Origin of the sequence: Peijinzhouia sedimentorum (assembly GCF_049340005.1) — a bacterium.
Classification (GTDB): domain Bacteria; phylum Bacteroidota; class Bacteroidia; order Cytophagales; family Cyclobacteriaceae; genus CAXBDP01.
On record NZ_JBMPIY010000006.1, the window covers coordinates 141,047 to 167,152 of the forward strand.

Genomic DNA, 26,106 nt, shown 5'->3' on the forward strand with positions numbered 1-26,106 from the left:
TCTTTATTTTTTGAACATGATGTATGCTGATACGCCCAACATCAAAAATATGAGCGCATTGGCAAATATGGTGAATGTGCCTGATCCGCCCAAGTTTCTCAATTTATTATCCTCAAGTTCGATGCGATCATAAAATGGACCAAAATCATTGGAACTGATCACTTGGTTTTTCTTACTTTCTCCTGTAACTGTGATTGTTGCTTTTGGCTTGAGCGTATCGTATTTGGCTACATTGGTATTAAAATAAATAAACTGTAACTGATCCGCCAACGCATATTGGCCAGGCTCATTTGGGATAAAGAAATAGCTAAAGGATTTATTGCCAGTCACCCTGCCATTGCTCCTACGGATATTTTGTGTGGTGTTTGGTGGAAAAATATCAAAGTTCTTTCCTTTTGTTAAAGTAGGCTCTTGAATAGCTGAAATGTTTCCTTCACCCACCAGATTGAATGTATAAGTTAAACTTTCGCCAGTGCTCAATGCTGCTGTAGAAAGTCCTTCCTCCAAACTATAAGCACCTACTGTAACTTGATCTTTTAATGGATGAGGCGGGAGGTCAAGCACTCTTACCGTTTTTGGTTTGGTGGTGAATGTCACATAATCTTCTTGCCTGTTGTTACCGAAGAAAGATTGGTTTTGAGCCACTCTATATTTGATCATTTTCAATGGAACAGATGGGAATTCCAATGGGCTTACTGAGAGTGGGAAGAAGGTAGCTTGGTAAATTTTGAACTGAGTGTAATACTTACCATTTATGTTGATTCGTGTTCCTTGAATATTGTCAATGGCGAAATTCTCTTCCCAAGTATTTTCCGGCTTCAAGGTTTTTAAGATGTCTTGTAACTGAATAGCCAAATCAAACCATTGCAATTGAGCTCGGTTTGTTTCAGCTACATAAAGTGCAAATGTGGCTGTAACGCCTTCACCTCGATAAACTTGATCTTTGTCCGTAGTTAGAGCCAAAAACGCATCCTCTTTTACATCTATATATTCGGCTTGGCCTCTACGTCCACCAAAAAACTCTTCGAAGGGGTCTCGTGTAGGATCGGTTGCTCTTTGTTGAGTTTTTGGAGCGACTACACGGATGGTTTTGCCTGGTGAAGAAACTTCTTTTTCATTTACAGTAATCTTAAATGGCGCTATAGTAAATGAACCCTCCCGCATTGGCTGATAGTTTTGAGTGATGGTTTGCGAAAAGGACATTTGGCCATTTACTATGCTTGTAGAAGAGGAAGATGCTGTTCCTCTTTTTTCGAAACCAGGAATGTCCGGGAAGTTATCGTAATTACGAATTCTTTCATTTTTCACCATTATCGATATAGTGAACATCTCATTCATTCCTATTTCATCAGCACCTAATTCAATCGTAGTTTCTTGAGCAAAGGAAAGTGAACTAAGAATAAAAATATTTAATACTAGGAGGTATAGACCTTTCGTTATCTTCATGAAATTGATAGACTTAAATTTTTGTAAAAATACGTTTTATAAACTATTTTAAGGTCTTTGACGAAACGAAGAAACATCAAGTTTGGTATTTCGTAAAAAAATGTGACTTACGATCAATCTACATATAAAATCAATAATAAAAATGCTAGAATATGCAAAGACTATCCTTTCCAAAGTAAGCTTTGATAAGAGACTTTTTGAAAAAGAACTCAGCAAAGCAGTTAAGGCGCTGGTACCTGACGAGCTCAGGGAATTTAAACAATGGTGTTATGATAAGTTTGGTCAATTGTATCAAACGGTTTTGAATAAATATTTTGTGAATGTCGCATAAAAGCAAAAACCCGGATTCGTCCGGGTTTTTTGTTATTTCTAATTTTCAAAATCCTGAATACTTTTTAGCTCACGTAAAGCTGTCTGTATTGATCGTATCTAGAAAGGATCTCTTTCACATAGTTTACTGGTTCTGCTCCTCTGCAGTATCCGGATCTTACGATTGGATCTAAATAGAATTCAGGGTCAGATTTTTTCAGTAAATACTCTTCTACATTTTCCCACTTCTTGGGATTTTCTCCATACTTGATCGTAAGGTTGTATGCATCTAATACGTGGCCTTGGCCAGCATTGTAAGAGGAGAGTATGAATTTCAATCTTTCGTTGGGATCTTCAATTTTCTTCATCCAAAACTTATCGAGATATTCTAAGTATTTAACTCCAGCTCTCAAGCTTTGCATTGGATCGAAAGGATCTTCTGCGCCAAATCTTTCCGCTGTAGCAGGCATTATTTGCATTAGGCCTTGCGCTCCAGCCCAAGATTCTACGTCTATTTCGAATTTAGATTCTTGGTAAATTTGAGAGGCTAATAGGCGCCAATCCCAACCTAGTAAATCTGCATATGATTGTATTTCTGAATCAAAAGGCGAAATCATGCTTCCTCGAACAGATGAATAACTGCTACGGACTCTATATGCATGGTTGTAAGAGTTTTTGTAATAACGGTTATACAATACCGCATAGATTGAGGATTTTTGAACCTCGTTGAGCCAGGTGTTAGTTTCTGCTAATAGTTCGGGAGCGTTGCGTCTTACCGCCCAAGCAATGCTTTGAGTAAAGCTAATGGGAGTTTTAGTGTCAATATCAAGATACAAGCCTTCTAATAACTTAGCGTCGTTCTCATCTATCACGGTCATAGCAATTTCACCATTTGCTACCATTTGGATTAGCTCTTCTGAGCCAACTTCTCCACCCATTTCTACAATCTGAATAGGCGAACCAATTTCTGTAGATAAGTTCTGTAGTCTGGTTTTGAATGAGCTGCCCTTCCGAATGTGTATTCTCTTATCACCTAGTTCTACAACATTTCTAACTAACTGCCTATCAATTTGAGTGGCAGACATCGAACGCCAGTTTATTGGCTTTCTTTGAATTAGAATTTGACGAGTTTCGTGATGAGTTTCGGTAAAGGCAACTTTCTTAAGTCGGCCTTTTGTTACGGCAAGGTTGTAAGCTAAAATATCTGCTCTTCCAGCATTCAATTCGTGGAAGGCAACATCTAAATCCGACTCTTGTCTTACTTCAAGTTCTACTCCGAGCTTTTTACTCAATCGAGTTAGCAGCTCAAACTCAAAGCCCATTGGTCGGCCTTTGTAAATATAGAAGCTAGTGGAAGTATTATCCACTAACGCGATTAATCTACCTCTTTTTTTGATTTCTGTGAGATCAAACTCTACTGGAGGGATTCCGCCAAGTTCCTTTTCATCTGTATCTGTTATTTCGGCTTGCTGACAAGCATGAGAAACAAACACAAGAACAAGAAACATCTTAATTAGCAAATTGCTCTTAAGAAAGTTTTTTTTCATACCTGAAGATACACAATGCAGATTTTCAGCTTCTTAGCTAAATCTATGCCACATTATGCAAAGCCTCTTTTGATTACTATTTGTTATGAGGCTAGAAAACGAAGGCGCAAAGATAATAATAAAAAACGTAATAACAAATTGATTATTAGACTAGTATCTTCGTTCGGTATGCAAACAGGTCTTTTACTATAAAGGTTCCATTACTCTTGTGCGTATTGAATTATCTCACCGCTAAGTCTAAGTAGCTCTATTTCAGATGATTTTGCATTGAAGGCTGCAACTAGTGCACGAGTTTCGGCGTCAACAGCATTGACTTGAGCTTCTCTTAATTCAAGTGCATTACTCACACCAAGCCTATATCTTTCCAATGCTATTTCTGCATTTTCCTTGGCTATTTCCTGATTGGCATTTTCGAGATTCATCAGGATAATATTTTTTTGGTGAGTAGTATATGCTCTTTTGATATCTGATTCTAGTTGGAGTTGCAATTGATCTACTTCGAGTTCGGCATTTAGGGATTGAACTTTTGCAATTTGTGCTCTTCGGTTCACGCTATTTCCATTGAATACATTCAGAAATGCAGAAGCACCATAAGTAAAGCCTGAACCTTTATTTGAAATTAAGAAACCCGCATCCGAATTACGAACTGAATAATTATAGCCACCATTCAGTGTAAGCGTCGGCATTCTTTCAGCTTGTATCTCTCTTATCTGCAAGTAGCTAACATTTTTTCTTCTTTGTGCTGCAAGCAATTGTGGATTTTTTACATTTAATGTATTTACCAATTCATCAAGAACTAGATCTTCCGAAACTTCAATTTCAAAAGCTACACTAAAATCAATGCTAGCATCTCTACCCATCAATTCATTCAAATTGGCTTTTGATGTGAAGATGATTACCTCTTGATTAATAAGTGCAGTGGAATCTGTATTATAATCAACCTGAGCCGCTAGGTATTCTAATTTGGAAGCCTTTCCCAATTCATACTTGTCTTTGGAAATGGTCAAACGTTCTTTTGAAATATCCATGGTGGTTTCTAACACCTCAAGTCGAGCTTCTTCCAGCGCAATTAAATAGAAGGAGTTGAAAATTGAAGCCATAGTATTTTCAACTGCGATTTTCGTGTTTTCTAAACCTTCGGCTTCCAATTCTCTTAATCTTTCCAAGGCAACAAACATTCCTAAGCCATCAAAAATTGTCCATTGTAGTGAAGGATTAATTGATAAGTTATTCGTTTTCGCATTATCAATTCGCCCAGGCTCTGGATCATTCCGAAATTGCTGCTCAACATCTTCGATAGAAAAACTTCTTGACGCATTTACTCCTACAATTGGCAAAAAACCTGCTGCACCTGGAGTCGCATTAAGTTTAGCTATTTCTTCAGTGTTTTTAGCAATCCTTATCGAATAATTATTTTCCAAACCTATCGAAATTGCTTCCTTCAAAGTGAGCTCATTTTGAGCGCTTGCAGTATTGTTTACAAACAAAAAGGCACAAATAAATATAATTGAAAACAGGTGTTTCATAGTAATGGTGGTGGTATGCAGCAATAATTTAAACTCTAGCTAGTCGAGCTGATTTACTTGTGAAATAAATGTAGATACCTGGAATAACATATAGCGTAAGGATGGTTGCGAAAATCAATCCACCAATTACTGCTATACCCATGGAGACGCGACTCTCAGCTCCAGCACCCAAAGCAAGAGCAATTGGTAAAATACCTAGGATCGTTGACAAACTAGTCATCAAAATCGGTCTGAATCGGGCTTGGGCAGCACCAACAATTGCTTCATAAATCGGCATTCCTAATGCCTTGCGTTGATTTGCAAATTCTACTATCAGAATACCATTTTTAGTAACAAGTCCTATGAGCATGATGATACCGATTTGACTAAAGATATTCAGTGTTTGGTCAAATCTCCATAAGGAAATCAAGGCACCTGCTAATGCCAAAGGCACTGTAAACATGATGATAAGCGGGTCTCTAAAGCTTTCAAACTGAGCAGAAAGAACCAAATAAATCAAAATCAAAGCAAAGCCAAATGCAAAGTATAAACTGTTTGAACTATCCTGGAATTCTTTAGACGCACCAGTAAGTGTAGTGGCAAAAGTATCATCAAGTAACTCACCAGCAATTCTGTCCATTTCTTCTATACCTTCTCCTAAAGTTACACCTCTGCCAAGGTTGGCTGAAACTGTAGCAGATACATATCTATTGTATCTATACAATTGAGGTGGAGTGGCAGATTCAGTAAGGAATACCAAATTATCCATTTGGATAAGATCGCCATTGGAAGATCTTACATAAAGGGATTTTAGATCTAAAGGCTCATTTCTTTGATTTCTAGCTACTTGCCCAATGACTTGATATTGTTTACCATCCATGATGAAAAAGCCAAATCTTGATCCACTCAAACTCAACTGCAATGTCTGAGCAATATCGCGAGTGGAAACACCCAAGTTTCTCGCTTTCTCTCTATCTATCTCAATTTTTAACTCAGGTTTATTGAATTTCAAATTGACATCAGCGTAACTGAATTTAGGGCTGGCTTTAGCTTGATCCAAGAATTCAGGAATTACTTCTTGTAATTTCTCAATCGTTGGGGCTTGAATAACATATTGAACTGGCGGGCCACCACGTCTATCGCCAATACTTTGTGATTGAGTAATGTTTGCTCTAGCGCCAGTAAGTGTGTTTACAAGTGGAGTTAAGTCATCTACAATTTCTTGTTGGGATCTAGTTCTTTCGCTTTTGTCAACAAGGACAATTCTTAAAAAGCCTGAGTTTACAGCACTAGTGCCGAACCCAGGTGATGTAATCGATACTACTGAAGCTAATTCTGGAACATTATCATTTACCAGCTGCACCATTTCTTCCAAGTATCTATCCATGTACTCAAAGGTTGCACCCTCTTGAGCAGAGGCTTGTATTCTAAACTCTCCTCTATCCTCCATTGGAGAAAGCTCAGTTTTTACTCTATTATCAGTCATCATTAAACCGATGATTCCTGCTGAAGCTATAATTACCACAAAGGCGAGCCATTTCATTTTCATGAAACCCTCTAATGAGTTGTTGTAGCTTTGATTCAACCACTTGAAGAATGGCTCAGTTGCATTGTAAATCATATTGTGGTTCTTCCTTTGTTTCAACAGTCTGGTACAGACCATTGGAGTAAGCGTAAGCGCTACAAATGAAGATATGATTACAGCACCGGCCACTACAATACCAAATTCTCTAAATAATCGACCCGTGAGTCCATCTAAGAAAATTACTGGTAAGAATACTGCAGCTAAAGCTACGGTTGTAGCGATTACCGCAAAGAATATCTCAGCAGTTCCTTTTTTACCAGCTTCAATAGGAGATTCGCCATCTTCAATTTTGGTGTAAATGTTTTCCAACACCACTATGGTGTCATCCACCACGAGTCCAATAGCAAGTACAATACCCAATAGCGTAAGTACATTGATCGAAAAGCCCATGGTGTACATAATGAAGAATGTACCAATCAAAGCAATGGGAATAGTAAGAACTGGGATAATTGTAGTTCGCCAATCTCTAAAGAATAAAAATATAATACCAACAACTAATAGGAAAGCAACTAAAATCGTCTGTTGCACTTCCGTGATCGAGTCTCTTATATATGTTGTGACATCAAAACCCATTACTGTACTAATATCCTCAGGTAAATCCTTTTCGATACTTTCCACCCGCTTATAAAACTCATCGGCAATAGCAATAGAGTTTGATCCTGGCTGGGTTACTACCACAACTCCGACCATTGGCACACGGTCTCTTCTCAGTATTGTGCGCTCATTTTCAGGTGCGTATTCTGCATACCCTAAATCTCTAAAGCGTACTATATCATCTCCAGATTGAGTAATCACTAAGTTATTAAATTCCTCAGGAGTATTCAGTCTACCTAAGGTCCTAACAGTCAGCTCTATATTTTGTCCTTCTACTCTACCTGATGGAAGTTCGATATTCTCTCTTGTTACAGCATTTAGAATATCCAGTGGAGTCATATTGTATGCTACCAGTTTATCTGGATCCATCCATAGTCTCAATGAGTATCTTTTAGAGCCCCAAACTTGAATAGTACTTACGCCAGGAATCGTCTGAATTCTTTCTTTAAATAGATTTTCAGCAACAAGGGTTAGATCAAGCAGTGATCGGGTTTCACTTTTTATTCCTAAGAAAATAATGGGTTGAGAATCTGCATCTGCTTTGGAAACAGTTGGCGGCTCGGCATCAGGCGGGAGGTTGCGGACTGCTCTGGATACTCTGTCGCGTACGTCATTGGCCGCAGCTTCCATATCTATACCCAATTCAAATTCCACATTTATATTACTGCCACCATCACGACTAGTAGAAGTCAAGCTTTTGATCCCAGCAATACCATTAATTGATTCCTCTAATGGCTCAGTAATTTGAGATTCGATAATATCTGCATTCGCTCCAGGGTACGAGGTTGACACCGAAACAGTAGGAGGATCGACACTTGGATATTCTCTGATACCCAATAAGTTGAAGCCAATAATGCCAAAAATGATGATGGTAAGGGACATCACCACTGCCAATACTGGCCTGTCAATACTAATATTGGATAAACTTGCCATTAATTAATTTTTTAAGTTGTTTATTTCTATTGCAATGCCTGGCCTAAGTTGGAGAATGCCTGAAGTAATTACAGTGTCTCCAATATTAAGACCTCTTGCAACCTGTATCTCACTTTCCGTTCTCATGCCAATCTCAATAATCCTTTGTTCGGCCACGCCGTTCTTAGCAACAAATACCATTTGAGAGTCTGCAGTTGGGGTCACCGCAATCGAAGGCACAAGTATGGCAGAATCTAGCTCCTCTAGCACAACTTCAATTCTTGCAAATTGACCCGGTAATATTTTACTATTTTTGTTAGGAGCAGTAGCTCTTAATCGTAGCGTTCTTGTAGCTGGATCAATCAATGGCTCCAATGCGTAAATCGCCCCTTCGTATTGGTCGATTGTGCCATCTAGTTCAAAATAAATCTTATCTCCAATTCCTAACAAACCTGAATATCTAGCTGGAATTGAGAATTCGATTTTTGCTGGGTCGATGCTATATATATTTACTATGGAGGTAGCAGGTGTAACATAGCTACCTTCACTAATATTTCTAAGCCCAACCACCCCATCAAATGGAGCTCTAATTTGCGCTTTATTAATTTGAACTTCCAGTAATTTGATATCTGCCTCTGAAGTTCTCAATTCAGTAAGAGCAATTTCGTATTCTTCACGACTTATTGCTTCTCTTTCAAGTAGTATTTTTTGTCTATATTCATTGTCCTCGTATAGCTTTTTGCTGAAAGTGAGTTTTTCTAACTGTGCTCTCGATTCTTCATCGTTTAGACTTAGCAGCAAATCACCTTTACGAACTCTTTGTCCTTCTTGAAAATGAATTTTCTCTACAATACCATTTAGCTCACTTTTCAGATCAACAGATTCATTAGCCTGCACTGTACCAGTAACACGAATTTTATTTTCAATTTTTTGTGGTTTTAGCACCACGGCATTTACAGGAAGGGCTGAATTATAGGCTGATATAGCTGGCCCACTTTCCGATTGTTCTGCAATTTCCGAATTGCCAAATTCGATTTTTGGCATAAAGAACAGAAACAATAAAACTAGGACTATGACAAATATTAGGATGTTTTTTACCGTGCGGTTCATTCAGGTTTTATTTGGTGCTTTTGAAACGATTTATAAGTAGGGCTAGTTTTGTTATCCGTTTTTAATTTGTAAACGGAGTTTATGTCTTCTTTCGAGTAAAAAATCTAGAGATAAGTGGTTGAAAGTATCTGGAGCTTCGATATTGCAAACGTGGCCACATTTATCTATTACATTAAGTATTGCGCCAGTTTGGCCTTTTACCAGTTCCTTCACTTGTGGTAAAAACATATAATCATCTGCTCCCATTATATAAAGAGATGGAAGTTTAAGATCTTTCTCATAGAAATACTTTAAGAGCTTATTCAGATCTTTTGTAAGATTAAACCACCTAAGAAATTCCTTTTGACAGAGTTTTTTGGCTTCTCGGATGAATAGATTTCTTGAGAGTGAATGCCTTTTTTTAGGCATGATAATCCATGCTACTAATTTGTAGAGCCACATATAGGGAACAAAGCGCTTGATTGCATTGCCGACACCAACTAAAAATTTTGATCTGAAATTGAGTCGAGCAATGGCACCGCCCATTATTAAACTTTCCACCCGCTCAGGCCAAAGTTCACCTATGGTTCGCACGATGATAGTACCGAGACTTATTCCCATAAAATGAGCCTTTTCAATTTTATGGTGATCGAGCACTTCCAAAATATCTTGACTGACTTTCTCAAAAGTGTATTCACCTTTTATAATTTCTGTAAAAGTAACTTCTCTCGATTTGCCATGTCCTCGGAGGTCAATTAGTAATAGATTGAAATGATCTTGAAATGCACGTATTTGTTTGAAAAATAAATTTGAACTCCCTCCTGCACCATGCACGAAAACGAGCCAGTCTTTATCCTCTCCAAGAAAATACGGTTTATTATAGAGCATGGGATCTTTGTATTAATCTATTAACCAAGCTTGTTGTGCTTTGTTGTCGATTTTAAAAATTTAAATTAGTTGGATCAACTATTTCAATAAGCATTAATTATGCAAATGGTACACGTAATTCCTTAAAAGGTCATGTTTGTAAATAGAAAAGCCCCTTTCAGAATTTGAAAGGGGCTCCAATGAATTTAGCTATTATTATTTAGTCGCTTGGTATCTTCTTGCCACTTCATCCCAATTGATTACATTCCAAAATGCTGAAATATAATCTGGACGACGGTTTTGGTAGTTCAGATAATATGCATGCTCCCAAACATCCAGGCCTAAGATAGGTGTTCCAGCACATCCATTTGTCTCAACATCCATCAAAGGATTGTCTTGATTTGGCGTAGAGCATACTTCCAAGGAGCCATCAGCTTTTACACAAAGCCATGCCCAGCCTGAGCCAAAACGAGTTGCGGCGGCTTTGTTAAACTGCTCTTTCAAGGCGTCTAAGCTTCCGAATTGTGAGTTAATTGCAGCGGCTAAATCTCCTTGTGGAGCTCCGCCACCATTTGGTGACAATACGGACCAAAAAAGTGAGTGATTGAAATGGCCGCCACCATTATTTCTTACAGCAACAGAGGCTTTGCTCACATTTGCTAATATATCTTCAATGCTTTTGCCTGCAAGGTCAGTGCCTTCTATAGCTGCATTTAAGTTGTTTACATATCCTGCATGGTGTTTGCCATGGTGAATTTCCATAGTGCGCGCATCAATATGAGGTTCTAGCGCATTGAAATCATAAGCTAATTTTGGTAATTCAAATGCCATTTTTGATTTATTATTATAGTTGAACAATTATTTAATCTCATCTAATTCCTAAGCTTCTTAAAGAAACTTTGAAGCAATTCTGCTGCCTCCTCTCTTAATATTCCTCCTTCACATATTGTTTTCGGATGAAGCAATTTATCCGATATCAAACTGTAGCCTTTTTTATTATCAGCTGCTCCAAAAACGATTCTTCCTATCTGTGACCAATTTAATGCACTTGCGCACATACTACAAGGCTCCAAAGTCACGTATATACAACACTCAGAAAGATATTTGGTTCCAAGAGAATTTGCTGCTGATGTAATTGCCAACATTTCAGCATGAGCTGTCGCATCTTTAAGTTTTTCGGTTTGATTATAAGCTCTAGAAATTATTTTATTCCGGCAAACTATCACCGCACCTACCGGAACTTCATCCTCTTCAAAAGCGTATCTGGCTTGCTTTAAGGCCTCCCGCATATAGCGGATATCATCCATTTCGGAATTCTGAATTGACTGCATATTGCAAAAATGCTAAAGTATTTTCTTTTTGCCTCAATGCAATTTGTCAGAGTTTTCAATAGTAATCAATAGATAAATTTTTTTCCATGCGATTCCTATCCAATGAAGTGAGTTATTACATTAAATTACTTCATCTATAGTGCCTTTTATACTTGAGGCTAATTACAATCCCCATATCCTTCTTAAATTGCAGCCTCAAAACGAAATAGAAATGATAAGAACTCATACTTGCGGAGAACTCCGTTTGGCAGATATAGGAACAGAAGTGACACTTTGTGGCTGGGTACAGCGAATTAGAGATAAGGGTGGAATGGTCTGGATAGATATTCGTGATAGATATGGACTCACTCAACTCATGCTAGATGGCAGCAGTTCAAACGCTGATTTGCTAGAAACCGCACGGAACCTTGGCAGGGAATTCGTAATAAAAGCGGGAGGTAAAGTAATAGAACGCGTAAGCAAAAATGATAAAATGCCCACTGGGGATATCGAAATCAAACTGTCGAGTTTAACAATACTCAATGGTTCAAAAGTACCTCCATTCATTATAGAGGACGATACAGATGGTGGCGATGAACTACGAATGAAATACCGCTACTTGGATTTGCGTAGAAATTCAGTTCGGAAAAATCTTGAGCTTCGTCATAGAATGATGCAGCAGACGAGAGCCTATTTGGATGGCTCTAACTTTATAGAAGTGGAAACACCTGTGTTAATCAAATCCACACCTGAGGGAGCGCGTGATTTTGTGGTGCCAAGTCGAGTACATGCTGGGGAGTTTTATGCCCTCCCGCAATCTCCACAAACTTTCAAGCAATTATTAATGGTATCGGGTTTTGATCGCTACTTTCAGATTGTGAAGTGCTTTAGAGATGAAGACTTGAGAGCAGATAGGCAGCCAGAATTCACCCAAATAGATTGTGAAATGTCTTTTGTAACTCAAGAAGATATTTTACAAACCTTCGAAGGCCTAATTCGCCATCTATTCAGCAAAGTGAAAGGTGTAGACTTACCAAGTCTTAATAGAATGACCTATGCCGATGCCATGAATAAATATGGAAGCGATAAGCCTGACTTGCGTTTTGGAATGGAGTTTTGTTATCTCACCGAGTTGGCTCAAGGTAATGGGTTTCCAGTATTCGATTCTGCCGAAGCTGTAATTGGTATTAATGCTGCGGGTTGTGCGGGATTTACTCGTAAAGAAATTGATGCACTTACAGATTTTGTAAAAAGGCCACAAATTGGTGCAAAAGGCTTGGTTTACTTAAGATATAATGAAGATGGAAGCTTAAAATCTAGTGTAGATAAATTTTATTCTACAGATGATTTGGAAGCTTGGGCAAAAGCATTCGATGCTAAACCAGGAGATTTGATGCTAATATTAGCGGGAGGTTTAGCAGCCACGCGTAAGCAATTGAATGAGCTTCGATTAGAAATGGGCAATAAGCTTGGCCTTAGAGATAGAAATACATTTGTGCCGCTATGGGTGGTAGATTTCCCACTTTTGGAATGGGATGATGAGAGTGCGAGATTCCATGCAATGCACCATCCATTTACCTCGCCTAAACCTGAGGATATAGAATTGCTATCCTCCGATCCGGGAGCCGTTCGTGCCAATGCTTATGATATGGTAATCAATGGAGTGGAAGTTGGTGGTGGCTCTATCAGAATTCATGATCGTAGTATGCAGGAGCGTATGCTTTCGCTTTTAGGCTTTAGTCCCGAGGAAGCAAAAGCACAATTTGGGTTCCTAATGGACGCCTTTGAATTTGGAGCTCCTCCACACGGTGGTATTGCTTTTGGTTTCGACAGATTGTGTGCTCTCTTTGGAGGTGTTGATTCGATTCGTGATTTCATTGCCTTTCCTAAGAATAATGCAGGGAGAGATGTTATGATAGATTCGCCTTCACCAATATCTAAAGAGCAGCTTACAGAGCTGTACCTTGATATTAAGCAATCCACCAAAGCCTAATGCCTTTTGGATATTAAAATTTGATTAGATTAAATGCCCTGAAATTATGCAGGGCATTTTTTTGTATATTCGAGCCTCAAGAATACCGATAATTACTGCATGCTCTCACAAAAAGCGATTTTAAGAATAACTGGCCCACTTGCTTTCTTATCTTGGCTTATTCTGCTTGCAGTTAATCTAATCATTTATTTTGGAGAGATTAACCAGGTTCCTTCCGGGATTCCAGGTTTTATTCCTCCCGCTTTATTGAGCATATTTTTCCTAAGCTTACTTATTTTCTTCCGCCACCAGATCGACAAAGCCAAAAGGATGAACCTTGTGGATATGCTCTGGAAGGTATTTGTAACGGGACTAATGGCAGCTATTATTACTATTTTAGTGATACTTGTTTTTGTGTTGTTAGGTGATAATCGATTAAGCCAAAATCCACTATTTATCAATTTTCTATACCATCTGGACTTAGGTGTAATTACGGTTTTTCTGGTAATTACTTTCACCATTTACAAGAGGTTAGTCTTATACCAAAAATCCAAAGTACTTATCAATACTTGGTATATTTTCGAATATGGACTTATGATAAGTATAATGCTCAATTTCTTTAAAATTGAGCTTTTTGATTCCTTTTACATCACCACTTTTATCTTCTTTCTGGTTTTAAGTTTATACCTAAGTGTCAATTTGAAATGGGTGGCTTATTTATCATTTAAAGAAAAGTGGAAAAGTATTTTACTTCTTTTATTGGTCTGTTTATATCTCTACTTCTTCCTTACTGTTTTATCAGGTTTTCCAAGCGAAATATTGGTTGTTAATTTAGTTGATAATGTATTTGCTACCACATTATTCTCATTCATTTTCATTTATAGCCTGTTCTCCTTTTTAGTAATTCTATTCAATTTGCCCACTACTTCTGTATTCGAGCAAAAGCTTAAGGAAGCAGTAAATATTCAAATGCTGAGCCGTACTATTCAGGAAAAAAGAAATGAAAGTGAGATTTATCAGATGTTCTTCTTTAGTTCTGTGAGTGCAGTGTTTGCCGATGCAGCTTTTTTGGAGTCGGTAGATGAAAAAGGAACGAACAGAATTATTTTGAAAGAAAACTTAACTGATGAGCAGATAGAAGAGATAAAGGATAGTTTGGCAAGTAGTAAGGTTCGGCCGCTCAAGAGTGCACAAGTACCTGTCGAGCAAAGTGGAATTATTGCAAAGGCTTTGAAATATTCAGGTTTTAGGTCTTTAATGATGCTCCCCTTGGTCGTAAAGGAAAAGGAAATCGCACAACTCTATTTGCTAAAAGAGGTAAGCGATGGATTTAATGATGAAATGCAAAACATCATTACAACTTTTGCAAATCAAGCGAGTATATCCATCGAGAATTCACGACTGATGACAGAGACGGTAGCAAACGAACGCTACCAAAAGGAGCTGAAAATTGCTAAAGAAGTACAAAAAGCACTTTTGCCAACAGTGCTGGAAAAGGATCCTGCCTTTGAGATTTCGGCCTTTTCACAAGCTGCCGATGAAGTTGGTGGCGATTATTACGATATATTCAAGAAATCAGATGTCAATTATGCCTTGATAATTGCTGACGTTTCAGGCAAGGGAACTTCGGCAGCCTTTCATATGTCCCAGCTAAAGGGGATTTTCCAAAGTTTATCGGAGATTGCTTTGGGTCCTAAAGAGTTTTTGATCCATGCGAATAGTGCATTAAGTAGATGTTTGGATAGGCGGTCGTTTATTACAGCATCTTATTTCTTAATTGATACTTCCGATTCATCAATCAAATTTGCAAGAGCTGGACATTGTCCAACACTTTACTTTAAGAAGTCGGACAACAAAGCTTATTATTTTAAAAACAAAGGCTTAGGCCTTGGCGTATTACGCAACAATCAATTTCAAAACTATATTCAAGTTCATCAGATGAACTATGAGTCGGGTGATATAATGGTGCTATACACCGATGGAATTACTGAAAGTAAGAATGATTCTGGTGAAGAGTTGGGCTATGAAGCCTTGAAGAAATGGCTAGAAGAGAATGCTCATTTTGATGCTGAAACAATTAAAAATAGAATTGCAGAGACCTTTTTGAACTTCTGTGGAGAAGCGCCACCGGATGATGATTATACAGTTGTAGTGATCAAATTTGAATAAACTTAACAATTACCTAAACGTTACTAGAATATGGTAGAAATAGAAAAGGAGCTAGAAGGGGATCGGATTTTAATCCGAGTAATTGGTGAAGTTGATGCCAGCTCCTCCATCAAATTGGATCAAGAGCTTTCCGAAGCTATTGAAAACAATCACAAGAAGATACTCGTTGATTGCGAGAAACTCGAATACATTTCATCTGCAGGGTTAGGAGTTTTTATGTCCTACATTCAAGTTTTAGAGAAAAAGGAAATTAAGTTTGTGTTATATGGTCTTAGCGATAAAGTACATAATGTATTTGAAATCCTCGGCTTAGATCAATTATTACCCATTACTGGATCAAAAGAAGAAGCACTTCAAATAGTAAATGAAGGATAGTTTAACAGTTGGCTGTACAAGAACAATTTTGAGGTCTGTCAGGAGTTTTGTTTCTGATGTGCTTTTCAAAATAGGTATGTCCGACATCGATGTAAATATGCTTGTATTGGCAGTGGATGAAGTATGCTCCAATTTGATCATCCATTCTCACAGTTGCAACCCAGAAAGGCATATTACTTTGGAAATCTGGACGGATGATGATGGTATTTTTTTTGATATAATGGACGAAGGCAAATTATTCAATTTTATGAATTACGAAGAGCCAACTCTTGATCAGCTTGTCCAGGACCAGCGCAAAGGAGGCATGGGGATCATTCTTGTAAAAAGAATTATGGATAATATCGAGTTTTTCCGAGAGGATAATCGCAATGTAATTAGGCTGTATAAGAAGTTCACAGACAAAAGCCAAGCTGCATCATAAAAACCTCCCGCATTTTCATGCCAATTCAGTTAAAATAGATTAAAATTGCACCCTATTTCGAATTGCCCATATGAAGCGCTTTCAGCAGTTTTCAATTTTCCTTATCATTTTTATCTCCATTTCTTGTAGTACTCCGCAGAAACTCGTGGACGCTACTAAAGATGAATACATTTTCAAACTTGGAAACGAGATTGTAAGTCCGGAAGAATTTATCTATCAGTATAACAAAACAAGTACAATTAGCGAAGACATTGAAACAGAAAGTGCTGAGGAGTACCTCAATCGCTATATTAATTTTAAGCTGAAAGTTCAATATGCAAAATCACTCGGTCGACATGAAGATGAGGGTTTTCAAAAGGAATTAAATCAATATAAAGCAGATTTAGCCAAACCTTTTTTGCAAGATGAGGACAAATTGGAAGAGCTTGTCGATGAATATATTGAAAGAAAGCGGGAGGAAGTTTCTGCCTCACACATATTAATAGAAGTGCCGCCATTAGCAGCCCCAGAAGACACTTTGGAGGCTTGGAATCAAATTTTGGAAATCAAACAAAGAGCATTAATTGGTGCCCCATTTGAAGCACTTGCTCAAAGCTATTCTGAAGATCCATCTGCGGCCAACAACAAGGGAAATTTGGGATATTTTTCGGCCATGCAAATGGTGTATCCATTCGAGTCGGCAGCATATAGCTTAGCGAAAGGCCAATTGTCAGATCCAGTTCGCACACGATTTGGCTATCACCTGATCAAACTTAATGATAGAATTCCAGCTCGTGGCGAGGTAAAAGTAGCTCATATTATGCTTCGTGCTACGGAAGGAATGCCACAGCAAATGATTGCGGACCAAGAGTCTAAAATCAAACAGATTCATCAGGAATTAATAGCAAATCCCGAAATGTGGTCAAATTTGGTAAGCAATTTTAGCGATGATATTTCTACTAAGCAGCGAAATGGAGAACTCGATTGGATTGGAGTAGGAGCTTTGGTGCCAGCCTTTGAAAATGTAGCCTTTGGTCTGCGAGAGATTAATGAAATAAGCGAGCCTTTCAAAACGCCTTATGGCTGGCATATTGTGAAACTATTGGAAAAACGTCCAATGGATGAAGCTAGCCTTCAAAGAGATATGATTCGTGAAAGGGTTTCGAGAGATAATCGTTCTAGAGTGGCTTTTGAGAGTTTTATAGAAAATGCTGCAGTAGATATTAATCTTGTGGAAGTAGATAGTGTTAAATCAATCCTTCTAGCTCAAGCTAATTCCAAGCTATTACAAGGCAATTGGAAATGGGATGGTGATTCTTCGCAGTTGAATCAGATCTTGTATACCACAAATACGCGCCAAATACCATTAAAAGAGGCGGTTGTTTATATCGAGAATGAACAAACTCGTGTGCAGAATGCTGCGCCTGAGCCGTTAATGCTACAGAAAATTGCACAGTTCAGGCAAGCTCTAATTCAATCGGAATACCAATCAAATCTTGAGAATCTAAAGCCTGCATACAAATGGCTTGTAAAGGAATATCAGGATGGGATGTTGCTTTTCGATATCATGGAAGAAATGGTTTGGGATAAAGCGTTGGAAGATACAATCGGCTTGCAATCGTTTTATGAATTAAACAAAGGAAACTATCGCTATGAAGAAAGAGCCAAAGCAACCTTATTTATAGCCTCAGGTGCTTCGTCTATTGATCTGCTCAAGGAAGTTTTTGAAACAGCAGATTCTGCGGAGGAGATAAAAAGTAAAGTTGAAAAGGTTTTGAGCAATAATCCTCAATTGATTCAAGTTAGAAATGGTACCTTTGAAATTGAGAATGATCCGTATTTGTCTGTTTTTGATGAGTTGCTTGAGCTCAATAGCCTTGAGACGGATGATAGTTTTATAATTGCAGTAATTGATGAAACCCTCCCGCCACAGACAAAGGAGCTAAATGAGATCAGAGGTCAAGTAATCTCTGAATATCAAGAATATTTGGAAGAACAATGGCTTAATCAACTTAGAGAAGAATATCCCGTTGTGATTAACAAAACAGTTTTTAATCGAACCAAAGAAATTATTGAAAAGGAAGAGTAACATATTAATTGCCTTGGTTGCTTTATTTGGTTTATTCTCATGTGAAAACTTGGGACTAGGCGAAAAGAGTAATCCTAGCAATGATGATCGAATTCCTGTAGCCCGAGTTTATGATTTGTATCTGTATGCAGATGACCTTGTAGGTGTGGTACCCAATGGCACAACAAGCCTTGACAGTGGGCGAATTACCGAAGCGTATGTTAGAAATTGGTTAGTAAAGCAGCTGATGACGAGAGAGGCTAATGCATATCTCAGCATAAATATGAATGAAGTGGAGCGTAAGGTGCAAGATTACCGCTACGCATTGATTGCTTATGAGTACGAAAAGCAAATGGTAAATGAGCAATTGGATACAGAGGTAAGCCAAGAAGAAATCAGGCAGTATTACGAAGAGAATAAGGAAAATTACGAACTGAAGCAAAATATTATTAGAGGCTGGTATGCTAAAATACCCAAAGGCGCACCTAGGATAAACCAAGTCCCTGGCTGGTTTAAGAGTAACAGTGAAAAAAGTAAAGAGGAATTTAGGCTTTACTGCGTTCAATTTGCCGATATTTACCACTTGGAAGATTCCACTTGGCTCAATTTTGATGATGTGATTAGGAATACACCATTAGCCGGAGTTCCTAATAAGGTTCAATTTTTGCAAGAAAATGAGTTTGTCGAAACGGCAGATAATGAATTTAATTATTACTTGAAAATTAAGGAATACAAGTTTTCTGATCAGATATCGCCATTGGAATTTGTAGCAGATAATATAGCCAGTATCATCGTCACAAAAAGGCGGGTGGATTTGGTGGAAAAAATGGAAAGAGAAATTTATGAAAAAGCATCACGTCAAAATAATTTCGAGATTTTTAGGCCTTAGTTGCATTTTGCTACTAAGTATGGCTTTGGTAAATCCCAGCTTGGCTCAGCAAGTGCGTGGCACAGTAGCCGAGAAAATCGTAGGCAAGGTGGATAATTATATCATCCTAAAATCGGATTTGGAAGCCAACTATTTACGGGGCTTAAGTGAAGGTATGTTCAAGGTGGCAGATGGCAGATGCGCAGCCTTAGAAAGCCTTGTATTGGGAAAAGTGTTAGTTGCCAAAGCGGAGATTGACTCAGTAGAAGTGAGTGATGCCCAAGTGTATATGGAGTTGGATAATCGCCTACAGGTAATGTCTCAAAGACTTGGTGGCGATGAGGCTATAGAAGCTCAGTATGGAAAAACATTGTCGCAAATTCGTCTGGACTTGTTTAAGGATATCAAGGAACAAGAACTGGCTGCAGCAATGGAGCGTCAAATTTTTGAGGATGTTACAGTTACTCCGGCAGATGTACGCAAATACTTTAATTCACTTCCTAGAAACGAAAGGCCATACTATTCGGCAGAAGTAAAACTCGGTGTAATTGAAAAGAAGCCTGTTGCAGGAAAGGAACAGAAAGATGAGATAAGAGCCAAATTAACCGAAATCAGAAGAAAAATAGTTGAAGGCGAAGCAACTTTTGCCCAAATGGCATTAGAACATGGAATGGATGCTACTTCGCAACGTGGAGGTGAACTTGGGTTTTATAAAAGAGGAGAATTGGATCCAACATTCGAAGCTACAGCAATGAAAATGAAGGTTGGTGATGTGTCTCCTGTTTTCGAAAGCCAATTTGGTTTTCACATATTGCAATTGGTTGAACGTAGAGGGAATGAATATAATACTCGCCATATTGTAATAATGCCTCAGCCTTCACAAGCAGATAAGGATAAAGCAATCAGATACTTAGATAGCTTAAAAACCGAAATTATTGAGGGAAATATTTCTTTTGAGAAAGCAGCATCCGAATACAGTGACGATAAAAATACATCTTCTGCAGGTGGCTTCATGATGGGAAGATATGGAGGATATACCATTTCGGTTGAGGACATTGCACCTGACTTATACCTTACCATTGATACTATGCAGGTAGGTACTTATAGCAAGCCAATAGCCTTTCGTCAAGAAGATGGAACAGAATCTTTCAAAATCCTTTATTATCAAGACAGAATTGCTCCACATGAAGCTAATCTCGAGCAAGATTACGAAAAACTTAAAGCAGTAGCTTTATCAATTAAAAAAGATGCAGCTAGAAGGGAATGGTTTAAGCGAGCAATGACTGAGGTGTTTGTGGAGGTAGCTCCAGAATACCAAAACTGTGCATTTTTGGAAAATCAACAATAATTAATGGAAGGACAAACTGATGTAGCACTGGCCGATAAATTTCACCAGTCGCACGAAGAGCTAAGAAAAGAAATAAGTAAAGTAATTGTTGGGCAAGATGAAACGGTAAAGTTTTTGTTGATTTCCCTTTTTTGTCAAGGCCACTCATTACTAGTTGGAGTTCCAGGTTTAGCCAAAACTCTCCTTATCCAAACGATTAGCTCAGCTCTTGATTTGAGTTATAATCGCATCCAGTTTACTCCAGATTTGATGCCCTCAGATATATTGGGGGCAGAAACTATGGATAATGAAAGAAATTTCAGATTCATAAAAGGGCCAATCTTTGCCAATGTAGTATTGGCTGATGAGATTAACAGAACCCCTCCAAAAACCCAAGCCGCCTTACTTGAATCAATGCAAGAGTTTTCTGTAACAATTGCTGGTCAGGTGTTTAAACTTCAAAAACCGTTTTTTGTATTAGCGACTCAAAACCCAATTGAGCAAGAAGGTACTTATCCATTGCCAGAAGCACAGCTAGATAGATTTATGTTCAATATCAGATTGGACTACCCAAGCTATGATGAGGAAGTTGCCATTGTAAAAAGCACAACAGCGGGAGGTTTACCTCAGGTTAATAAAGTAGTAAGTCAAGAGGAGATCATAGCATTCCAACAATTGGTGCGTAGAGTTCCTGTTACAGATAATATTGTGAAATATGCTGTAAGTTTGGTGCAAAAGACTCGTCCTGATAATTCCTTAGCACCAGATATTACCAAAAACTACTTGGAATGGGGTGCTGGACCTAGGGCTTCTCAATATTTGGTATTAGGAGCAAAATGCCACGCACTCACAAAAGGCAAATATGCTCCCGATATTGAAGATGTGATGGCAGTAGCCAAACCAATCTTGAGACATCGTATTGTTAGAAATTTCAAAGCTGAAGCAGAGGAGTTTTCTGAAGATATGATCATCGAAAAATTATTATAATCTCTTCCATTCCAAAATCCGGACTGCGCAAATTGGAAATTAATTGATAGCCATAGATTAGCTTCAAATTGATTTCTCTTTAGGTAGATTCTTTTCTGAAACTCAAAGGTTTTATGGCTTTTGCGTTGTATTTTTGCGCCACAATTGCTATGCTAAGAGAAATTAATGCATTGATATGGAAAGAAGTAGTACTTGAATGGAGGCAACGTTATGCTTTCAATGGGCTACTCTTGTATATCGGCAGCACTATTTTTATTGCCTATCTCAGTTTTCAAACCTACAATCAATCTCTAAGCTCAGCTACGTGGAATGTCCTTTTTTGGATAATCATTCTTTTTGCAGCTGTTAATGCAATTGCCAAAAGCTTCATTCAAGAAAGCTCGGGTCGACAACTTTACTATTACACGCTAGCTCGACCCGAAAGCATCATTATATCCAAAGTAATTTACAATGCAGCATTATTGCTCGTTATAGCACTTTTGGGTTTTCTGCTTTACAGTTTGGTGCTTGGGAATCCAGTTGAACAGTTAAGTTTATTTATATTGGGGATTGTACTTGGCTCGATTGCTTTCTCCAGTTCGCTCACTTTGATTTCCGGTATTGCTTCCAAGACGGCCAATTCGAGTACGATTATGGCAATTTTGGCTTTTCCCGTATTAGTGCCGGTAATGCTTATGAATATCAGAATCTCTTGGAATGCAATTTCCGGCATTCCTATTTCTGATAGCACTACTGCTATTTATGGACTTGTAGCGATCAATTTAATCATGATTGCCATGTCTTTTTTATTGTTTCCTTATCTGTGGCGTAGCTAATGATGATATGAAAAATTACTGGTGGAAAATATTAACCGTTGTTCTAGTCGCCTATACGCTTATTGGAGGTCTGCTTCTGGATGTGCCAAGATTAGCAATTTTGAATGAAACCATACGCTCATTGTACTTCCATGTACCCATGTGGTTTGGTATGACTATCCTTTTCACCATTTCGGTTTTCTATTCAATCAAATACTTACGAACCCAAAATAGCCTTGATGATTTCAAAGCAGTAGAATTTGCCAATGCTGGAATTGTGTTTGGAGTGCTTGGAATGGTCACGGGGATGATTTGGGCGAATTTTACTTGGGGCGAACCTTGGAGTAGCGATCCGAAACAAAATGCTTCTGCCATAGCATTGCTTATTTACTTCGCTTATATGGTTTTGAGAAACGCCTTGGAAGATGAGCAGCAAAGAGCTAGAATCGGTGCGATATATAATGTCTTTGCATTTGCAGCGATGATTCCGCTTTTGTTTATCCTCCCGCGTCTTACCGACTCACTTCATCCGGGCAATGGAGGCAATCCAGGCTTTAATGCCTATGATTTGGATAGTAAACTCAGAGCAGTTTTCTACCCAGCAGTTATCGGTTGGACATTAGTAGGAGTTTGGCTGGCAAGCTTAAGAGTAAGAATACGTGTGGTGGCCAATAAGCTTTTGGAAAGAGGAATGTAATTAATTCAAATTTGTTTGATTAGAATATTTACCAAAATGAAGCATATACTAACAATTACGATTTTCATTCTCATGCTTAATTTTTCAGCATTTGCACAGAAAATGGAAGTGAATGAAAGTGATTATAGCAACACGCAAGTGGAGATGGCAGATACCTTCCGAAAAGAAGGAAAAATCTATACCGTTGTAGCAATCGTCGGGACTGTAATGGCTGGAATTTTTATATATGCGTTCTTTATTGACAGGCGCTTGGCTCGTTTAGAAAAAGAATTAGAAATGTAATTTCGATAGGGGACTTTAATTGATAAAACTTTGTTCCTTCTGAAGCAAAAATAATCTGATTATGAAAAAATCACATATTCTCGCCCTTATTGTAGTGGCACTTGGTGTAGTAATCGTAATTTCTACAGCAGGCGATGCCAGTAGCTACGTGTCTTTCAACGAAGCCTATGAAATGGCTCAAGGTGGAAGTAGTAAAAAAATCCACGTGGTTGGTGAATTGAAAAAAGGTGAATCAGGACAAGTGATAGGTTTGGAGCCAAGTGCAGATAAGCTTTCATTTAGTTTCGTAATGGTAGATGAACACAATCGCGAACAAAAAGTATTTTATGCCGAGCCTGTGCCTGCGGATTTTGTAAGAAGTGAGCAAGTGGTAGTGGTAGGCAGTTACAATAATGACCTATTTGTAGCCGATAAAATTTTGATGAAATGTCCATCAAAATATCAAGAAGAGGAGCTTTGATTTAGAATTCACCCATTATGATTGATACACTTATTGGCGAAATTGGTCACATTTTCGTTATAGTTTCCTTTGTTAGTGCACTACTAGCAGCATTCTCATATTACAAGCTCACAGTTTCTTCAGAATTCGAAAAAGAAAAATGGAAAAGCTTTGCTAGAGGGACATTTTACTTTCACATTGTAAGTATTATGGGGATTGTGACTACACTTTTCCTCATTATTTACCAGCATAAGTTCGAGTACCATTATGCTTGGAGCCATTCCTCCCGCCTTTTGCCAGCTTACTATATGGTGTCCTCCTTCTGGGAAGGTCAAGAAGGGAGTTTTCTGCTTTGGATGTTTTGGCATGCAGTATTAGGTATCTTCCTTATCAAAACCAACAAAAGTTGGGAAGGCCCAATGATGACCATTTTTGCTTTGATTCAAGCTTTCTTGGTGTCAATGATATTGGGTGTTGTCATTGGAGATTTGAAAATAGGTAGTACGCCTTTTATACTACTAAGAGATGCACTTGCTGATCCCATTTTCCAAATAGATCCGAATTTTGTACCTGAAGATGGTACTGGCCTTAACCCACTTTTGCAAAATTATTGGATGGTAATACATCCACCTACGTTGTTTTTGGGCTTTGCTTTAACCTTGGTTCCATTCTCCTATTGCATTAGCGGATTGTGGACTGGCAGGTATAAGGAATGGGTAAGACCCGCCTTGCCTTGGATGCATGCAGCTACATTAGTGTTGGGTTTAGGCATCATGATGGGTGCAATTTGGGCCTATGAAACCTTGAATTTCGAAGGCTATTGGAACTGGGATCCTGTGGAAAATGCAGTGTATATTCCTTGGATTATCATGGTGGCGAGTATTCACACTATGATTACCTATCGCAAAAGTAATACAGCCCTAAAGGCTTCGATCATACTTGTGATCACAAGTTTTATCCTAATCCTCTATTCCACTTTCCTTACGCGTAGTGGTATTTTGGGCAATGCATCCGTTCACTCATTTACCGATTTAGGTTTGAGTGGCCAGCTTTTGGTATATTTGCTCTTCTTCACCTTTATGGCGATAATCTTCTCAATTAAAGCCTGGAAGCATATTCCTAGCGCCAAAGAGGAGGTTTCAAATTACTCAAGAGAATTTTGGATTTTCATCGGTGCTACTACTTTGGGATTGATGGCTTTTCAGGTGTTAATACCCACATCTATACCGGTTTACAATGCCATCGTAGAGTTATTTGGAGGCATTTCAAATGTAGCACCTCCAGCAGATCAAATTGAGTTTTATACTAAGTTCCAAATGTGGTTTGCTATTGTAGTGGCCCTTCTTTCGGGTACAGGTCAATTTTTCTGGTGGAAAAAGATGAAAGCTTCGGATCTCTGGAAAGCAATCTCTACACCTTTGATCATCACTTTTTTAGTAGCGAGTTTAGTTATTGTTTTAGCGAAAATTACCAATCTAGCTTATATCCTATTGCTAACTGCGGCAATCTATTCGATAGTTGCCAATAGCAAAATATTGATCGACTTGGCCAAACAGAATGTGAAATTGGCGGGAGGGTCGGTTGCTCATATTGGCATAGCACTGATGCTAATAGGCATATTATTCTCTTCAGGTTACTCTGAGGTTTTGTCTATCAACAACACGGGTCGTTTAATCAATCGCGAATTGCCTGATGATATGAACCTCAATAATGTCCCGCTTTTCTATGGCAAAAAATATCAAATGGGAGAGTACACACTCAACTACAATGGTAAATTGATGGATGCCAAGGGAATTCCTGAATTGGTGAATATCAGAGATCTTGAAGATACGATGGAGCCTGAATTCAAAGTAGCCCGAAATGATATCGAAGCAAAAGGAAAATTGTATGCTCAAGCTGGGGATACAATTCAAGTTTTTCCAGAAAATACGTATTATAGAGTGGAATTCACTCATCTTGATGGAGATCAATTCTCTTTATTTCCAAGAGCTCAAGTAAACCCAAACATGGGTTTAATATCATCGCCGGACATCAAAAAATATTTTGGTCGTGATTTATATGCACATGCGACATCCATTCCAAATCCAGATGCAGAAATAGAATGGGGCGAAGCAACAACATACAATTTGGCATTAGGTGAGCAGTTTTTCCTTAACGACTACGTTGCCAATTTGACGAATGTAGAAAGGATGACAAGCATTGAAAATGTGGATCTTGGCGTAAACGATGTCGCCGTAAAAGCAACAGTTGAAGTCCAAACAGACAACGGAATTTTCACTTTGAACCCACTATTCATCATCAAAGATCAGATGGTGGGTCGTGTTCCAGATGAAAGTCCAGAAATTGGTGTGAAGCTCGTTTTCAACAATGTAATACCTGATCAAAACATTTTTGAATTTTCAGCGCAAACTACTCAACAAGATTGGATGGTTTTTAAGGTAATTGAGAAACCATATATCAATTTACTTTGGATTGGTACTATTATGCTTTTGATTGGCCTTTTGATGGCGATGTTTAGAAGATATAGAGATTTTAAATTGATGCGCGATAAGGGTCAGGATTAA

The 26,106-nt window shown here is 38.3% G+C and carries 22 protein-coding genes; 14 read left to right on the forward strand and 8 right to left on the reverse strand.

Translation table 11 applies throughout. The annotated features are described in order from the left end of the window. Nucleotides 1–3 precede the first annotated feature (3 nt). Nucleotides 4–1,446, reverse strand: coding sequence for a BatD family protein (locus ACOXY8_RS10370; RefSeq protein WP_458331518.1), 1,443 nt, complete (start codon nucleotides 1,444–1,446; stop codon nucleotides 4–6). Between the two features lie 142 nt (nucleotides 1,447–1,588). On the opposite strand from ACOXY8_RS10370, the gene ACOXY8_RS10375 reads away from it, so the two are divergent. Next, nucleotides 1,589–1,777 (forward strand): hypothetical protein, encoded by a 189-nt coding sequence (locus ACOXY8_RS10375; protein WP_458331519.1) that lies wholly within the window; start codon nucleotides 1,589–1,591, stop codon nucleotides 1,775–1,777. Nucleotides 1,778–1,841: 64 nt separating this feature from the next. On the opposite strand, the gene ACOXY8_RS10380 is transcribed toward ACOXY8_RS10375, so the two are convergent. The 7 genes from ACOXY8_RS10380 to ACOXY8_RS10410 form a co-directional block, all read right to left on the reverse strand. Then, nucleotides 1,842–3,302, reverse strand: a complete 1,461-nt coding sequence (locus ACOXY8_RS10380; RefSeq protein ID WP_458331520.1) for a transporter substrate-binding domain-containing protein — start codon at nucleotides 3,300–3,302, stop codon at nucleotides 1,842–1,844. 200 nt (nucleotides 3,303–3,502) lie between these two features. Then, a complete protein-coding gene (locus tag ACOXY8_RS10385; protein ID WP_458331521.1) occupies nucleotides 3,503–4,747 on the reverse strand; it encodes a TolC family protein in 1,245 nt (414 codons plus the stop codon). Between the two features lie 109 nt (nucleotides 4,748–4,856). Further along, a complete protein-coding gene (locus ACOXY8_RS10390) occupies nucleotides 4,857–7,919 on the reverse strand; it encodes an efflux RND transporter permease subunit (protein ID WP_458331522.1) in 3,063 nt (1,020 codons plus the stop codon). 3 nt (nucleotides 7,920–7,922) lie between these two features. Then, nucleotides 7,923–9,008, reverse strand: coding sequence for an efflux RND transporter periplasmic adaptor subunit (locus ACOXY8_RS10395; RefSeq protein WP_458331523.1), 1,086 nt, complete (start codon nucleotides 9,006–9,008; stop codon nucleotides 7,923–7,925). Nucleotides 9,009–9,059: 51 nt separating this feature from the next. Continuing rightward, nucleotides 9,060–9,875: an alpha/beta fold hydrolase gene (locus tag ACOXY8_RS10400; RefSeq protein WP_458331524.1), complete on the reverse strand. Its 816-nt coding sequence runs from the start codon at nucleotides 9,873–9,875 to the stop codon at nucleotides 9,060–9,062. Between the two features lie 195 nt (nucleotides 9,876–10,070). After that, nucleotides 10,071–10,685, reverse strand: coding sequence for a superoxide dismutase (locus ACOXY8_RS10405; RefSeq protein ID WP_458331525.1), 615 nt, complete (start codon nucleotides 10,683–10,685; stop codon nucleotides 10,071–10,073). Nucleotides 10,686–10,726: 41 nt separating this feature from the next. Beyond that, nucleotides 10,727–11,185 carry a nucleoside deaminase gene (locus ACOXY8_RS10410; protein ID WP_458331526.1) on the reverse strand — a complete coding sequence of 153 codons (459 nt, stop codon included), beginning with the start codon at nucleotides 11,183–11,185 and terminating at the stop codon, nucleotides 10,727–10,729. 211 nt (nucleotides 11,186–11,396) lie between these two features. Here ACOXY8_RS10410 and aspS point away from each other — a divergent pair, with 211 nt between their 5' ends. The 13 genes from aspS to ccsA (ACOXY8_RS10475) all read left to right on the forward strand — a co-directional run bounded on the left by aspS (nucleotide 11,397) and on the right by ccsA (ACOXY8_RS10475) (nucleotide 26,106). After that, the gene (gene aspS, locus ACOXY8_RS10415) at nucleotides 11,397–13,157 is read left to right on the forward strand and encodes an aspartate--tRNA ligase (RefSeq protein ID WP_458331527.1); all 1,761 of its coding nucleotides are present in this window, start codon (nucleotides 11,397–11,399) and stop codon (nucleotides 13,155–13,157) included. 99 nt (nucleotides 13,158–13,256) lie between these two features. Further along, on the forward strand, nucleotides 13,257–15,305 hold the full coding sequence (locus ACOXY8_RS10420; protein WP_458331528.1) for a GAF domain-containing SpoIIE family protein phosphatase: 2,049 nt from the start codon (nucleotides 13,257–13,259) through the stop codon (nucleotides 15,303–15,305). A gap of 30 nt (nucleotides 15,306–15,335) precedes the next feature. Further along, the gene (locus ACOXY8_RS10425) at nucleotides 15,336–15,680 is read left to right on the forward strand and encodes an STAS domain-containing protein (RefSeq protein ID WP_458331529.1); all 345 of its coding nucleotides are present in this window, start codon (nucleotides 15,336–15,338) and stop codon (nucleotides 15,678–15,680) included. Next, nucleotides 15,670–16,101, forward strand: a complete 432-nt coding sequence (locus ACOXY8_RS10430) for an ATP-binding protein (RefSeq protein ID WP_458331530.1) — start codon at nucleotides 15,670–15,672, stop codon at nucleotides 16,099–16,101. The genes ACOXY8_RS10425 and ACOXY8_RS10430 overlap by 11 nt, the downstream gene beginning before the upstream one ends. A 70-nt stretch (nucleotides 16,102–16,171) precedes the next feature. Further along, complete coding sequence (locus tag ACOXY8_RS10435) at nucleotides 16,172–18,169, forward strand: peptidylprolyl isomerase (protein WP_458331531.1); 1,998 nt, start codon at nucleotides 16,172–16,174, stop codon at nucleotides 18,167–18,169. Then, a complete protein-coding gene (locus ACOXY8_RS10440; RefSeq protein WP_458331532.1) occupies nucleotides 18,153–19,037 on the forward strand; it encodes a peptidyl-prolyl cis-trans isomerase in 885 nt (294 codons plus the stop codon). The genes ACOXY8_RS10435 and ACOXY8_RS10440 overlap by 17 nt, the downstream gene beginning before the upstream one ends. Continuing rightward, nucleotides 18,991–20,364 (forward strand): peptidylprolyl isomerase, encoded by a 1,374-nt coding sequence (locus tag ACOXY8_RS10445; RefSeq protein ID WP_458331533.1) that lies wholly within the window; start codon nucleotides 18,991–18,993, stop codon nucleotides 20,362–20,364. Before ACOXY8_RS10440 ends, ACOXY8_RS10445 begins: the two co-directional genes overlap by 47 nt. Nucleotides 20,365–20,367: 3 nt before the next feature. Next, entirely contained in the window at nucleotides 20,368–21,330 is a 963-nt protein-coding gene (locus ACOXY8_RS10450) for an AAA family ATPase (protein ID WP_458331534.1), read from the forward strand. 149 nt (nucleotides 21,331–21,479) lie between these two features. Next, the gene (locus ACOXY8_RS10455) at nucleotides 21,480–22,145 is read left to right on the forward strand and encodes a heme exporter protein CcmB (RefSeq protein ID WP_458331535.1); all 666 of its coding nucleotides are present in this window, start codon (nucleotides 21,480–21,482) and stop codon (nucleotides 22,143–22,145) included. Nucleotides 22,146–22,152: 7 nt separating this feature from the next. After that, a complete protein-coding gene (gene ccsA, locus ACOXY8_RS10460; RefSeq protein WP_458331536.1) occupies nucleotides 22,153–22,821 on the forward strand; it encodes a cytochrome c biogenesis protein CcsA in 669 nt (222 codons plus the stop codon). A 36-nt stretch (nucleotides 22,822–22,857) separates the two neighbouring features. Further along, nucleotides 22,858–23,103 carry a CcmD family protein gene (locus ACOXY8_RS10465; RefSeq protein ID WP_458331537.1) on the forward strand — a complete coding sequence of 82 codons (246 nt, stop codon included), beginning with the start codon at nucleotides 22,858–22,860 and terminating at the stop codon, nucleotides 23,101–23,103. 61 nt (nucleotides 23,104–23,164) lie between these two features. After that, nucleotides 23,165–23,563, forward strand: coding sequence for a cytochrome c maturation protein CcmE domain-containing protein (locus ACOXY8_RS10470; protein WP_458331538.1), 399 nt, complete (start codon nucleotides 23,165–23,167; stop codon nucleotides 23,561–23,563). Between the two features lie 17 nt (nucleotides 23,564–23,580). Continuing rightward, nucleotides 23,581–26,106: a cytochrome c biogenesis protein CcsA gene (gene ccsA, locus ACOXY8_RS10475; protein WP_458331539.1), complete on the forward strand. Its 2,526-nt coding sequence runs from the start codon at nucleotides 23,581–23,583 to the stop codon at nucleotides 26,104–26,106.

Excerpts from the sequence above, each read along its gene's own strand:
- ACOXY8_RS10370 (WP_458331518.1), bottom strand. The coding sequence starts at position 1,446 with ATGAAGATAACGAAAGGTCTATACCTCCTAGTATTAAATATTTTTATT.
- ACOXY8_RS10375 (WP_458331519.1), top strand. The coding sequence starts at position 1,589 with ATGCTAGAATATGCAAAGACTATCCTTTCCAAAGTAAGCTTTGATAAG.
- ACOXY8_RS10380 (WP_458331520.1), bottom strand. The coding sequence starts at position 3,302 with ATGAAAAAAAACTTTCTTAAGAGCAATTTGCTAATTAAGATGTTTCTT.
- ACOXY8_RS10390 (WP_458331522.1), bottom strand. The coding sequence starts at position 7,919 with ATGGCAAGTTTATCCAATATTAGTATTGACAGGCCAGTATTGGCAGTG.
- ACOXY8_RS10395 (WP_458331523.1), bottom strand. The coding sequence starts at position 9,008 with ATGAACCGCACGGTAAAAAACATCCTAATATTTGTCATAGTCCTAGTT.
- ACOXY8_RS10400 (WP_458331524.1), bottom strand. The coding sequence starts at position 9,875 with ATGCTCTATAATAAACCGTATTTTCTTGGAGAGGATAAAGACTGGCTC.
- ACOXY8_RS10405 (WP_458331525.1), bottom strand. The coding sequence starts at position 10,685 with ATGGCATTTGAATTACCAAAATTAGCTTATGATTTCAATGCGCTAGAA.
- ACOXY8_RS10410 (WP_458331526.1), bottom strand. The coding sequence starts at position 11,185 with ATGCAGTCAATTCAGAATTCCGAAATGGATGATATCCGCTATATGCGG.
- aspS (WP_458331527.1), top strand. The coding sequence starts at position 11,397 with ATGATAAGAACTCATACTTGCGGAGAACTCCGTTTGGCAGATATAGGA.
- ACOXY8_RS10420 (WP_458331528.1), top strand. The coding sequence starts at position 13,257 with ATGCTCTCACAAAAAGCGATTTTAAGAATAACTGGCCCACTTGCTTTC.
- ACOXY8_RS10425 (WP_458331529.1), top strand. The coding sequence starts at position 15,336 with ATGGTAGAAATAGAAAAGGAGCTAGAAGGGGATCGGATTTTAATCCGA.
- ACOXY8_RS10430 (WP_458331530.1), top strand. The coding sequence starts at position 15,670 with ATGAAGGATAGTTTAACAGTTGGCTGTACAAGAACAATTTTGAGGTCT.
- ACOXY8_RS10435 (WP_458331531.1), top strand. The coding sequence starts at position 16,172 with ATGAAGCGCTTTCAGCAGTTTTCAATTTTCCTTATCATTTTTATCTCC.
- ACOXY8_RS10445 (WP_458331533.1), top strand. The coding sequence starts at position 18,991 with ATGAAAAAGCATCACGTCAAAATAATTTCGAGATTTTTAGGCCTTAGT.
- ACOXY8_RS10450 (WP_458331534.1), top strand. The coding sequence starts at position 20,368 with ATGGAAGGACAAACTGATGTAGCACTGGCCGATAAATTTCACCAGTCG.
- ACOXY8_RS10455 (WP_458331535.1), top strand. The coding sequence starts at position 21,480 with ATGCTAAGAGAAATTAATGCATTGATATGGAAAGAAGTAGTACTTGAA.
- ccsA (WP_458331536.1), top strand. The coding sequence starts at position 22,153 with ATGAAAAATTACTGGTGGAAAATATTAACCGTTGTTCTAGTCGCCTAT.
- ACOXY8_RS10465 (WP_458331537.1), top strand. The coding sequence starts at position 22,858 with ATGAAGCATATACTAACAATTACGATTTTCATTCTCATGCTTAATTTT.
- ACOXY8_RS10470 (WP_458331538.1), top strand. The coding sequence starts at position 23,165 with ATGAAAAAATCACATATTCTCGCCCTTATTGTAGTGGCACTTGGTGTA.
- ccsA (WP_458331539.1), top strand. The coding sequence starts at position 23,581 with ATGATTGATACACTTATTGGCGAAATTGGTCACATTTTCGTTATAGTT.